Here is a 12,193-nt window from a genome sequence, read left to right as displayed (position 1 = left end):
TCCGTCGTCGGCAGCGTCAGATGTGTATAAGAGACAGAGGCAGGTCAGGCGGGTAGGCAGGTTAGGCGGGTAGGCAGGTCAGGCGGGGAGGCAGGTCAGGCGGCCAGACATGCAGGCGGGCCATCGGCCGGCGAGCCAGCCAGGTGGCCAGGTCGGTCCGGCCGGCCGGCCCGGCTCCCCTAGGGTGTGGATGTGCAGGAGGTGTGGACGTGAGCGAGCCAGGGCGTGCCCCGGGGGTGCGCGAGGTGGCCGCTGCGGCGGGCGTCTCGCGCCAGACGGTGTCGCGCGTGCTCAACGACCATCCGAGCATCCGGCCCGAGACGCGGGAGCGCGTGCTCGAGGCGATGACCGATCTGGACTTCCGCCCGAATCGCGCCGCGCGGATGCTGACGACGGCGCGCTCGCGGACGATCGGCGTGCTGGCTGCATCCACGTCCTCTCTGTTCGGGCCGGCCTCGAGCATCGACGCGGTGGAGCGTGCCGGTCGCGACGCCGGTTACACGGTCACCGTGGCGCATGCCGGGTCCCTCGACTCCGACGACCTGGAGGCTGCCCTCGACCACCTACGCGCGCAGGCCGTGGAGGGTGTGGTCGTGATCGCCCCGCAGCAGCGGGTGCAGGATGCGATGGCGCAGTTCTCGCTGTCCGTCCCCTCGGTCACGCTCCACGGGGCGGGCGGGGCCGGCGACGAAGGCGTCTTCGTGGACCAGGTGCTCGGCGCGCGACTGGCCACCCGCCACCTGCTCGCTGCCGGCCATCGGAGGATCGCGCATCTGACCGGTCCGGGCGACTGGACGGAGGCGCGGGCGCGACGCGAGGGGTTCCTGTCCGAGATGGCGGCGGCCGGCGCCGATCCGGTGGTCTCGCCCGAGGGCGACTGGACGGCGGCGTCCGGTGCCGCGATCGGCGCGGCCCTGGTAGGAGACCGGGCGATCTCGGCGGTGTTCGCCTCCAATGACCAGATGGCGCTCGGAGTGCTCTACGCGGCCCGGCTCGCAGGACGCGCGGTGCCGGACGAACTCGCCGTCGTCGGATTCGACGACATCCCCGAGGCCGCGTTCTTCGCCCCGCCGCTCACGACTGTGCGGCAGGAGTTCGACGAGCTGGGACGGCGGTGCGTCGCCCGGCTGGTGTCGCTCATCGAGGGCGGGGACCTCGGCTTCGAGGAGCCCGTTGCACCGGTGCTTGTCGTGCGCGACTCGGCCTGATGGCGTATGCTTCCTCTGTCAATGTGACCGGTCACAAAGGAGTGGATGCCATGCAGCCCGACGCCGCACCCGACGCCCGCGCACGCGAAGCCATCGCCGCCGGACGCACCGCCCTCGGCATCGAGCTGGGCTCGACGCGGATCAAGGCGTGCCTGGTGGATGCCGACGATCCGTCGGTCGTTCTCGCCGTCGGCGCCCACGAGTGGGAGAACTCCTACGTCGACCGGCGCTGGACCTACTCGCTGGAGGAGGTCTGGACCGGACTCCGCGCCGCCTACGCCGGCCTCGTCGCCGACGCCGAGCAGCGCCACGGCGTCGCACCGACGACCATCGGAGCGCTCGGCGTCTCGGCGATGATGCACGGCTACCTCGCCTTCGACGAGCGGGACGAGCTCCTCGTCCCGTTCCGCACCTGGCGCAACACCAGCACGGGCGCCGCCGCGCGCGAGCTGACCGAGCTGCTCGGGGTCAACATCCCGCTCCGCTGGTCGATCGCCCACCTGCACCAGGCCGTGATCGACGCCGAGCCGCACATCCCCTCGGTCCGCTTCGTCACCACCCTCGCGGGTTACGTGCACTGGCAGCTGACCGGCCGGCGGGTGCTCGGCGTGGGCGATGCGTCGGGCATGTTCCCGATCGACCCGGCCACGACGGACTACGACGACGCCCTCGTCGCCCGCTACGACGGCCTGGCCGCCGGCCGCATCCCGCCGCTGCGCGACCTGCTGCCGGAGGTGCTCTCGGCCGGGGAGCCGGCCGGCGAGCTGACCGCAGAGGGCGCCGCCCTCCTCGACCCGTCCGGCGCCCTGCGTCCCGGCGTACCGCTATGCCCGCCCGAGGGCGACGCGGGAACCGGGATGGTCGCGACCGCCTCGGTCGCGCCGCGCACCGGCAACGTCAGCGCAGGCACGAGCATCTTCGCGATGGTCGTGCTGGAGCGTCCACTCGCCGAGGTGCATGACGAACTGGATGTCGTGACCACGCCTGCGGGCGACCCCGTCGCGATGGTGCACTGCAACAACGGCGCCAGCGAGCTCGCGGAGTGGGCGGGCCTGTTCGGCCGGTTCGCCGCGGCCTCCGGCAGCCCTGCCGAGCCCGACGCCGTGTTCGAGACGCTGCTGCGCGAGGCTCTGACCGGCGAGGACGACGCCGGCGGCCTGCTCGCCTACAACCACCTGGCCGGGGAGCCGATCGCGGGCCTCGACGAGGGACGACCGCTGCTCGTCCGCACACCCGGCAGCCGTTTCACCCTCGGCAACCTGATGCGCGCCGAGGTGTACGGCGTCTTCGCGACCCTGGCGCTCGGGATGCGCGTCCTCGCCCAGGAGGGCGTGGCGCTCGACCGGATGCTCGCCCACGGCGGGGTGTTCCGCACCGCCGGCGTGGCGCAGCGTTTCCTCGCCGGCGCTCTCGACGCCCCGGTCTCGGTCGCGCACACCGCCTCCGAAGGGGGAGCGTGGGGGATCGCCGTGCTCGCCGCCTACCTCGGCTCGCGCGCCGGGACGGGTCATGACCTCGACACGTACCTGCGGGACAGCGTGTTCCGCGACGTCGCATTCGAGACCGCCGAGCCGAGCGCGGAGGATGTCGCGGGCTTCGCCGCCTACCTCGACCGCTACGACGCCGGCCTCGCCGTCGAGCGCGCAGCGGTCGTCGCGCTGCCGGACACTGCCAGCCCCGACGCAACCGCCCCCGCCACCCCGGAAGGAACCGACCAGTGACCCCCGCCGAATCCGCCGCCGTCCGCGCCGCCCGCGAGCGCGTCGCCGCCCTCCACGCCGAGCTCGTCCGTTACGGGCTCGTCGTCTGGACCGGCGGCAACGTCTCCGAACGCGTCCCGGGCGAGGGCTTCTTCGTCATCAAGCCGAGCGGCGTCGACTACGACGACCTGGCGCCCGAGAACATGATCCTCTGCACCCTCGACGGCGCGGTCGTCCCCGGCTCCCTGGGCTCCGAGCGCTCGCCCTCCTCGGACACCGCGGCGCATGCCTTCGTCTACCGGAACATGCCCGAGGTCGGCGGGGTCGTGCACACGCACTCGACCTACGCCACGGCCTGGGCGGCGCGCGCCGAGCCCATCCCCTGCGCCATCACCGCGATGGCGGACGAGTTCGGCGGCGACATCCCGGTGGGTCCGTTCGCGATCATCGGCGACGACTCCATCGGACGCGGCATCGTCCAGACCCTGACGGGGCACCGCAGCCGTGCGGTCCTCATGCAGAATCACGGCGTCTTCACCATCGGCAAGGACGCGCGGGATGCCGTGAAGGCCGCCGTCATGGCCGAGGACGTCGCGCGCACGATGCACATCGCCCGCCAGGGCGGTGACATCGTCCCCATCCCGCAGGAGGCGATCGACAGCCTCTTCGACCGCTATCAGAACGTGTACGGACAGAACCCGGAAGGATCCATCTCCTGATGCCGAAGCTCACCACCTCCCTCGATGTCTATGAGGTCTGGTTCCTGACCGGGAGCCAGCACCTGTACGGCCCCGAGACCCTCGCCCAGGTCGCCGACCAGTCGCGCGCCATCGCCGACGAGCTGGGCGCCTCCTCCGCTGTGCCGGTCCGCATCGTGTGGAAGCCGGTCCTCACCGACTCCGACGCCATCCGCCGCATCATGCTGGAGGCGAATGCCGACGACCGCGTGATCGGCGTGATCGCGTGGATGCACACCTTCAGCCCCGCGAAGATGTGGATCACGGGCCTCGACGCCCTCCAGAAGCCGCTCCTGCACCTGCACACGCAGGCGAACGTGGAGCTGCCCTGGGCCGAGATCGACTTCGACTTCATGAACCTGAACCAGGCCGCCCACGGCGACCGCGAGTTCGGCTACATCCTGACCCGCCTCGGGGTCCCCCGCACGACCGTCGCCGGCCACGTCTCCAACCCGGTCGTTGCTGCACGGGTCGGAACGTGGATGCGCGCCGCCGCCGGACACGCGGCCACCCGCACCCTGAAGCTCGCCCGCTTCGGAGACAACATGCGGTTCGTCGCCGTGACCGAGGGCGACAAGACGGAGGCCGAGCACGTCTTCGGCGTCCAGGTGAACACCTGGGGCGTGAACGAGCTCGCAGCGGCGGTGGCCGCCGCATCCACGGAGGCCGTCGACGCCCTGGTCGCCGAGTACGAGGAGCTGTACGACGTCGCGCCGGAGCTCCGCCGCGGCGGTGAGCGCCACCAGTCGCTGCGCGACGGCGCCGCGATCGAGCTGGGTCTGCGCTCCTTCCTGGAGGAGGGCGGCTTCGGCGCCTTCACCACCAGCTTCGAAGACCTGGGCGACCTGAAGCAGCTGCCCGGTCTCGCGGTGCAGCGTCTGATGGCCGAGGGATACGGTTTCGGCGCGGAGGGCGACTGGAAGACCGCGGTCCTGGTCCGCGCGGCCAACGTGATGGGCGCGGGGCTCCCGGGTGGCGCCTCCCTCATGGAGGACTACACCTACGACCTGACGCCCGGCGACGAGCGCATCCTCGGCGCGCACATGCTCGAGGTGAGCCCGTCCCTGTCGTCGGCCAAGCCGACCCTCGAGGTGCACCCGCTCGGCATCGGCGGCAAGGACGACCCGGTGCGCCTGGTCTTCACGGCCGACTCCGGTCCCGCGGTGGTCGTGGCCCTGTCGGACGTGCGGGACCGCTTCCGCCTGGTCGCCAACGTCGTGGAGGTCGTGGAGCCGTCGGCCCCGCTGCCCAAGCTCCCGGTCGGTCGCGCCGTCTGGAAGCCGGCGCCCGACTTCACCACCTCCGCCACCGCGTGGCTGGAGGCGGGGGCCGCGCACCACACCGTCATGAGCACGGCTGTCGGCGTCGAGGTGTTCGAGGACTTCGCCCGGATGGCACGCACCGAGCTGCTCGTCATCGACGAGTCGACCACGCTGCGGCAGTTCCGCCGCGACCTCGAGGGCAACGCGGCGTACTACCGCCTCGCCCGCGGGATCTGACGTCCCTCTCGTCGGAGGGCACCTCGTCGCACGCGTCATCGTGACCGCAACGGGGTGCCCTCCGGCGGGATCCGGTCAGGTACGGCGGAGCATCCGGAGGCCGGCGGGGATGGACAGTACCCCGACCGCCGCGACGAAGACCACCAGCACCGTGACCAGCGGCCAGAGGATGAGCGCGACACCGACGAGCAGGACGGGCAGCGCCAGGCCGATGTAGGCGATCAGGAAGATCGCCGCGAGCACCTCGCCCCGGCGCTCGGGAGCCGCCAGCGACGCCGCCACTGCGATGGCGGAGCGGAACTGCAGGCCGACGCCGGCGCCGGCCAGCACCCCGCTGACGACGAACGCCGCGAGGGATGCCGACAGCACGCCCGCCGCCAAGCCGCCGAGGCCGGCCAGCATGAGCGCCAGCGCCAGGATCAGTTGGGCGCGGGTACCCAGCCGGGCGAAGACGATCTGCGATACCGCGGAGGCGGCGAACACCGCGAACGGCACGAAGCCGGCCAGCAGGTGCGAGGTCTGGTGCAGCGTCCCGGCCAGCACGCTCGGCGCCAGAGACGTGAACAGCCCGAACACCGCGAAGCCGGCGAACGCGGCGACCGCCGCCGCGGAGAACGCCCCGCGCGCCTCCGCCGGGAGCGAGATGCGCTGCGGGCGGTACGCCGGCCGCTCCTCCGCGCGCTCGACCGTCTCCGGCACCAGCGCGACGGCGACGGCGGCCACGGCCAGGATCAGCAGGAACACCGCGTACGGCAGCACGAGCGGCTGCGGGAGCAGCTGGGCGAAGGCGCCGGCGATCAGGGGACCGAGCGCGAGGCCTCCCGTGTTGACGACGGTGGAGACGGTGCCCGCCAGGCGCGGACCGTCCTTCGGCCGCGCGACCGCCCGGAGCTCGCTCAGATGGGCGGTCGCGCTCGCAGTGAGCGCGCCGACTCCCACACCGGAGACGATCCGCGCCACGATGAGGCCGGCCACGTCGTTCCACACCAGGAAGAGCGCGGCGGCCACGATCTCGAGCAGTACCGCGATCAGCACCATCCGCCGCCGCCCGGCCCAGTCGCTGAGGTGCCCGATGAGGAAGAGGCTGGCGATGACGCCCACCGCGTACGCCGCGAAGATGACCGTCACGACCCAGGTCGGGAAGCCGTCCCGCGCCTGGTACAGCGAATACAGCGGAGTGGGGATGGTCGAGAATGCCATCACCGCGAGGAATGCTGCCGCGATGACCCAGAAGCCCGCGCCGTGACGGAGGCGGAAGCGGGCGGGGATGGTGTCGAGCGTGCTGGTCATGATCCGATGATGCGCCCCGGGCATCCATCGGGCCCAGCGGAAATAACCGATGGAGAGAATCGGTCCGGCCGATAGTAGGATGACGGCGTGGACACCCGGCAGCTGGAGTACTTCGCGGCGGTGGCCGACGAGCTGAGCTTCACCCGCGCCGCCGAACGCGTCTTCGCGGCCCAGTCGACGGTGTCCGGCGGCATCCGGAGCCTCGAGCGCGAGCTCGGCGCCGAGCTGTTCGAGCGGGACGCGCACGGCGTGCGGCTGACCGAGATCGGGGAGGCGGTGCTCGCGGAGGCGCGCGCCACCCTCCAGAGCCTGGAGCGGATGCGCGAACAGGCAGACCGCGAGGGTCCGATGCGCGGCACCGTGCGCGTCGGCATCTTCACGAACCTGACCACGATCGATCTGCCCGGCATCATGGGCGAGTTCCATGACCGGCACCCCGAGGTCGACCTGCGGCTGGGTCCCTCCCCGAGTGGGTCGGCCGGCCTGGTCGAGGACGTGCGGCAGGGCCGGATCGACATCGCGTTCCACGGCCTGCCCGATGCGGTGCCCGACCTCGCTACCCGGCCGCTCGTCGATTCGCCCTTCCTCGCCGTGCTGCCGGAGGACCACCCGCGCGCAGGCGACTCTTCGGTCTCGCTGGCCGACCTCGCGGACGAGTCCTGGGTGGATGGGCGGCCCGGCTTCGGCAACCGCACCACCCTCGACCGCGCCTTCAGCGCGCTCGGTCTCACGCGCCGGATCCCCACCGAGCTCGCCGACCTCGGCGAGATCCCCCGGTTCGTCGCCGCGGGCCTCGGCGTCGCCGCCCTGCCCGAGCTGACCATCCTCCCTGCGCCGGGCGCCGTCGTCCGGCCGCTCGCCGAGCGCGTCGACTGGCGGCTCAGCGCGATCGCCCGCCCGCGCTCCGGTCGCGCGGCCGAGGCCCTGCTCGCGCTCCTGGCGGAGCGCATCCCGGGTCAGCCCAGCCAGCGGTACTCGAGCTCGGGGCGGCCGGGGGTTCCGTAGCGGGGCGAGCGCGAGATCCGCTCGGTGTCGGCGAGGTGCTCCAGGTAGCGGCGGGCGGTGACGCGGGACAGGTGGAGCGGCTCCGCCACCTCCACCGCGGAGAGCGGCCGGTCGACGCCGCGGAGGTACTCGACCACCGCCTGCAGGGTGGGTTCGGACAGGCCCTTGGGGAGCGGGACGTCGGCCGGCGTGCGAAGCGAGGCGAGCATCCGGTCGACGTCGTCCTGCGTGGCGTGCGCCGAGCCGCTTTCGAGCCGGCGCCGGTAGTCGAGGTACGTCTGCAGCTTCGCGGCGAAGGTCGCGAACGCGAACGGTTTGATGAGGTACTGCACGATCCCGACCGACACCGCGGAGTGCACCATGTCGATATCGCGCACGGCCGTGATGGCGATGATGTCGACCGCGATCCCTGCCGACCGGATGCGCCGCGCGATGTCGATGCCGGTGCCGTCCGGGAGGTTCATGTCGAGCAGCACCAGCTCGATCGGCTCGGACGTGAGGGAGGCGCGGATCGCCGCGAGCGCCGCGGCGGCCGTCCCGACGACACCGGCCACGGCGAAGCCGTCCAGCCGGGCGAGGTAGCTGGCGTGCGCTTCGGCTGCGAGCGGATCGTCCTCGACGACCAGGGTGTGGATCATGCGGCCACCGCCCAGCGCGCCACGAACTCCGTGGGAGGTCCCTGCCGCAGGTGGATACTGCCGCCGTTGGACTCCAGCAGCTCGCGCACGAGCGCCAGCCCGAATCCCCGTCCCGTGGGGCCGCTCGGCTTCGTGGAGAACCCGCGGGTGTAGATCCGGTCGGCCACCGTCGCGTCCACCCCGCCGCCGCTGTCCGCGACGGTCAGCTCGAGCATCCCTTCGGCACGGTCGGCGATCAGGGTCACCCGCACCCAGGACGGACCTGCGCTCTCGGCGGCCGCATCGATCGCGTTGTCGACGAGGTTGCCGACCACCGACACCAGATCGACGGGGGAGAGGCGCGAGTCCGGCAGTCCCTCATCCACCGCGACCTGGAGCTCGACCCCGCGTTCGGCCGCTTGCGCCACCTTGCCGAGCAGCAGCGCGGCGACCGCCGGCTGGTTGGCGGCGCCGAGCACGTCGTCGGCGAGCGACTGGCTGCGTTCCACCTGGTCCGCGATCAGCTCGATCGCCTCCTCCGGCCTCCCCAGTTCCAGCAGCGAGACGACCGTGTGCAGCCGGTTCGTGTACTCGTGGCTCTGCGACTGCAGCGCCTCCGTCAGGGTGCGCACCGACTCCAGCTCGCCCGCAAGACGCTGCACCTCGGTGCGGTCGCGGAGCATCGTGAGTGTGCCGAGCGCCTGTCGCGAACCGCCGGCCGGAGTCGCCGGCTCCTGATTCACGACGATGAGCCGCCGGCCCGCCACATACGTCTGGTCGGTCACGCGGCCGCCGCCGGAGATCACTTCCGCGATCGCGGCCGGCAGCTCCAGCTCGCTCACCGGCACCGGCTGCTGATCGCCGGAGGCCGGCGGGAGGTCGAGCAGGTCGGCGGCCTCGTCGTTGTAGAGGACGACGCGCCCCTTCTCATCGGTGAGGATGAGCCCCTCCCGCACCGAATGCAGCACCGACTGGTAGTAGGTCACCATCCGCGAGAGCTCCGTCGGCTGCATGGCGCCCGTCACCCGCGAGAGGAAGCGGCGGGCCAGCATCGCGCCGAGGGTGCCGATCAGCACCAGCAGCACCGCGCCGGCAAGGACGAACGGGATGCGCGCGGCGACCGACGACGTCACGTTGCTCTCCGTCACGCCGGCCGCGACCATCCCGACGACTGTGCCGTGGTCGAGTACCGGGACGACCGCCCGGACCGACGGTCCGAGGGTCCCCGTATACGTCTCGGTGAGGGTCCGTCCCGCCTGCGCAGGGGCGATCGTGCCGATGTACTTCTTGCCGATCTCCGCCGGGTTGGGATGCGTGAAGCGGGTGCCCGACGGATCCATGATCGTTACGAAGTCGACGCCCGTCGCGTGCATCTCCTCGAGGGCGAGAGGTTGCAGGCGTGCGGTCGGCTGGGGCGCCTGGACGCCGGAGACGACGGCAGGGTCGTGCGCGAGCGTGGAGGCGACGGCCAGGCTCACGCGGGTCGCCGTCTCGTTCGCCGACTGGCGGGAACTCAGCCACAGGATGAGCGTCAGCGCGCCGGCGACGACCAGCACGGCGACGAGCTGCAGCGCGAAGATGCGGCTCGCGATGCTCCATCGCCGTCGTGCCCGGACCATTCCGACCTCGATCCTCCGGTGATCAGTATGACCACAAATAGCGCCGCCCGGTCCGCATCCGCAGGCTGATGGTGCACCACCTCAGGTGGATCAGGCACAACGACGTTCCGATCGAATGGACCATCCCATGCTAAAGAAGCCCGGCGCCCGCCGCCGAATCAACCGAAACCACTACCTCTACTTCGCCGTCATCGTGGCCGTGATCGCCGGGGCCATCGTGGGTATCGTCGCCCCGGCGTTCGCCGTCACGCTTCAGCCGATCGGCACCGCCTTCGTCGGCCTCATCAAGATGATGATCGCGCCGGTGATCTTCTGCACGATCGTCATCGGAGTCGGATCGATCGCCAAGGCGGCCACGGTCGGGAAGATCGGCGGACTCGCGCTCGGCTACTTCCTGGTGATGTCGACCTTCGCGCTGGCGATCGGCCTGGTGGTGGGCAACCTGCTGCACCCCGGCGCCGGCCTCCACCTCCAGGGGATCAGCTATAAGGCCACCGGGGAGGCGGTCTCGGGCACCGACTTCATCCTCGGCATCATCCCCGTGTCGCTGTTCTCGGCATTCACCTCCGGCAGCATCCTGCAGGTCCTGCTGGTGGCGCTGCTCGTCGGCTTCGCCGTCCAGGGCCTCGGCGCGCGCGGCGCCGGCATCGTCAAGGCCATCACGAGCCTGCAGGCCGTCGTCTTCCGCATCCTGTCGATGATCCTGTGGCTGGCTCCGGTCGGTGCGTTCGGCGCCATCGCGGCCGTCGTGGGCGGCACGGGAGCGGGCGCGCTGGTGAGCCTCGCGACCCTCATGATCGGCTTCTACATCACCTGCGCGATCTTCATCGTGGTCGTGCTCGGCCTGCTGCTGAAGGCCGTCACGGGAGTGAACATCTTCTCGCTGCTCAAGTACCTGCGCCAGGAGTACCTGCTCATCGTCGGCACCTCCTCCTCCGAGGCGGCCCTGCCGCGGCTCATCGCCAAGATGGAGCACCTCGGCGTCTCCCGCTCGGTCGTCGGCATCACCGTCCCGACGGGCTACTCGTTCAACCTGGATGGCACGGCCATCTACCTGACGATGGCGTCGCTGTTCATCGCCAACGCCATGGGCACGCCGCTCGCCCTCGGTGAGCAGATCGGCCTCCTCCTCTTCATGGTGATCGCCTCGAAGGGTGCCGCGGGCGTCACCGGAGCCGGCCTCGCGACCCTGGCCGGCGGACTGCAGACGTACCGCCCGGACCTGGTCAACGGCGTCGGCGTCATCGTCGGCATCGACCGGTTCATGTCCGAGGCGCGTGCGGTGACCAACTTCACCGGCAACGCGGTCGCCACCCTCATCATCGGACGCTGGACGCGGCAGATCGACGCCGAGCAGGTCCGCCTGACGCTCTCGGGCGCACGGCCGTTCGACGAGGAGACCATGGGCGAGGACCACGGCCTGCCGCCCGTCGAGGCACCGGTCGCGACGCCGGTCCCCACCACCGCCAACCTCCACGCGATCGTCGGCACCACCCCTGCGGACACGCAGCTGGAGGAGTCGGCCGGCGGCCGGAACCGATGACCCACCTCACGGAGAGCCGCGCAGACACCGCCCACCCGGTGGTGCCTGCGCGGCTCGCGCGCTCCTGGCACCTGGTCTCCGGACTCCGGCTCGACGATGCTGCCGCATCCTCAGCGGATGCCGTCGTGATCGACCTCGAGGATGCGGTCCCGGCGACCGAGAAGGAGTCCGCCCGTCAGGCCGCGGCCCGCTTCCTGGATGACCGGCCCGCCTGGGTCCGCGTGAACGACGTCACCTCGCCGCACTGGGCGCACGACGTCCGCGTCATCGGGGCGTCGCACGGTCTGCTGGGGATCATCCTGGCCAAGGTGGAGTCGGCCGCCGACGTCGAGCGGGCCGCCCTGGCGCTGGCGCGGGGAGCGAAGATCGTCGCGCTCATCGAGAGCGCGTGCGGCCTCGAGGCCGCCTCCGAGATCGCCCGGCAGGAGGGTACATTCCGGCTGGCTTTCGGGTCGGGTGACTTCCGTCGCGACACCGGGATGCACGATGACCCGGTCGCCCTCGCGTACCCGCGTTCGCGGCTCGTGGTCGCCAGCGCCGCGGCCGGACTCCCCGGACCGATCGACGGGCCGACCCTCGCGGACTCGCTCGACCGGGTGTCCGAGGCGACCAGCGCCTCCCGGGCCCTCGGCATGACCGGCAAGCTGATGCTGCGCTTCGCCCACGCGGCCGCCATCAACGAAGCGCTGAGCCCGTCGCCGGCGGAACTCGCCTGGGCGGAGGCCACCGTGGAGGCGGCGACCGACGGATCCGCCATCGACGGAAGCTACCTGCCGACCCTCGCCCGCGCCCGGGCGACGCTGACACTGGCCGCCGACCTCGGACTCGCGCGCCGCTGACGGGTCGGGCGCGGCCCGGCGCGGTTGCGATCGAAGGAGAATCGGGCCCGGATCTCCTTCGAATGGCAGTACTGAAGGAGATTCGGCGCTCAGCCGTGCGAATCTCCGACGGTGGCGAGAGAGTTTTCGACGGGCG

Annotated in this window: 10 protein-coding genes; 7 read left to right on the top strand and 3 right to left on the bottom strand. The window is 71.7% G+C overall.

Translation table 11 applies throughout. The features are described from left to right. The first annotated feature begins 209 nt into the window (after positions 1-209). The 4 genes from ACPYOG_RS10405 to araA are packed head-to-tail and all read left to right on the top strand — an operon-like array spanning position 210 to position 5,144. The gene (locus ACPYOG_RS10405; RefSeq protein ID WP_481294155.1) at positions 210-1,208 is read left to right on the top strand and encodes a LacI family DNA-binding transcriptional regulator; all 999 of its coding nucleotides are present in this window, start codon (positions 210-212) and stop codon (positions 1,206-1,208) included. A gap of 50 nt (positions 1,209-1,258) precedes the next feature. Next, the gene (locus ACPYOG_RS10400) at positions 1,259-2,929 is read left to right on the top strand and encodes a xylulokinase (RefSeq protein ID WP_481294156.1); all 1,671 of its coding nucleotides are present in this window, start codon (positions 1,259-1,261) and stop codon (positions 2,927-2,929) included. Further along, complete coding sequence (locus tag ACPYOG_RS10395; protein ID WP_481294154.1) at positions 2,926-3,627, top strand: L-ribulose-5-phosphate 4-epimerase; 702 nt, start codon at positions 2,926-2,928, stop codon at positions 3,625-3,627. The genes ACPYOG_RS10400 and ACPYOG_RS10395 overlap by 4 nt, the downstream gene beginning before the upstream one ends. Then, positions 3,627-5,144, top strand: coding sequence for an L-arabinose isomerase (gene araA, locus ACPYOG_RS10390; RefSeq protein ID WP_481294153.1), 1,518 nt, complete (start codon positions 3,627-3,629; stop codon positions 5,142-5,144). The genes ACPYOG_RS10395 and araA overlap by 1 nt, the downstream gene beginning before the upstream one ends. A 75-nt stretch (positions 5,145-5,219) precedes the next feature. Here araA and ACPYOG_RS10385 read toward each other — a convergent pair whose 3' ends face one another. Further along, positions 5,220-6,434 carry an MFS transporter gene (locus ACPYOG_RS10385; RefSeq protein WP_481294152.1) on the bottom strand — a complete coding sequence of 405 codons (1,215 nt, stop codon included), beginning with the start codon at positions 6,432-6,434 and terminating at the stop codon, positions 5,220-5,222. An 87-nt stretch (positions 6,435-6,521) separates the two neighbouring features. Between ACPYOG_RS10385 and ACPYOG_RS10380 the strand changes: the two genes are divergently transcribed. Next, positions 6,522-7,439, top strand: a complete 918-nt coding sequence (locus ACPYOG_RS10380; protein WP_481294151.1) for a LysR family transcriptional regulator — start codon at positions 6,522-6,524, stop codon at positions 7,437-7,439. Here ACPYOG_RS10380 and ACPYOG_RS10375 read toward each other — a convergent pair. Both ACPYOG_RS10375 and ACPYOG_RS10370 read right to left on the bottom strand, forming a co-directional pair. Beyond that, positions 7,391-8,077 (bottom strand): response regulator, encoded by a 687-nt coding sequence (locus ACPYOG_RS10375; RefSeq protein WP_481294150.1) that lies wholly within the window; start codon positions 8,075-8,077, stop codon positions 7,391-7,393. The two genes, ACPYOG_RS10380 and ACPYOG_RS10375, sit on opposite strands and share 49 nt — an antisense overlap. Further along, positions 8,074-9,675: a sensor histidine kinase gene (locus tag ACPYOG_RS10370; protein WP_481294149.1), complete on the bottom strand. Its 1,602-nt coding sequence runs from the start codon at positions 9,673-9,675 to the stop codon at positions 8,074-8,076. Before ACPYOG_RS10370 ends, ACPYOG_RS10375 begins: the two co-directional genes overlap by 4 nt. A 127-nt stretch (positions 9,676-9,802) precedes the next feature. Here ACPYOG_RS10370 and ACPYOG_RS10365 point away from each other — a divergent pair, with 127 nt between their 5' ends. Together ACPYOG_RS10365 and ACPYOG_RS10360 are read left to right on the top strand one after the other, a co-directional pair. Beyond that, positions 9,803-11,218 carry a cation:dicarboxylate symporter family transporter gene (locus tag ACPYOG_RS10365; RefSeq protein ID WP_481294148.1) on the top strand — a complete coding sequence of 472 codons (1,416 nt, stop codon included), beginning with the start codon at positions 9,803-9,805 and terminating at the stop codon, positions 11,216-11,218. Next, positions 11,215-12,057 (top strand): HpcH/HpaI aldolase/citrate lyase family protein, encoded by an 843-nt coding sequence (locus ACPYOG_RS10360; RefSeq protein ID WP_481294147.1) that lies wholly within the window; start codon positions 11,215-11,217, stop codon positions 12,055-12,057. Before ACPYOG_RS10365 ends, ACPYOG_RS10360 begins: the two co-directional genes overlap by 4 nt. Positions 12,058-12,193: the final 136 nt, after the last annotated feature.

This window comes from Leifsonia sp. HAY1-4F (genome assembly GCF_056755275.1).
This window is presented reverse-complemented; position numbering and strand designations above follow the sequence as displayed.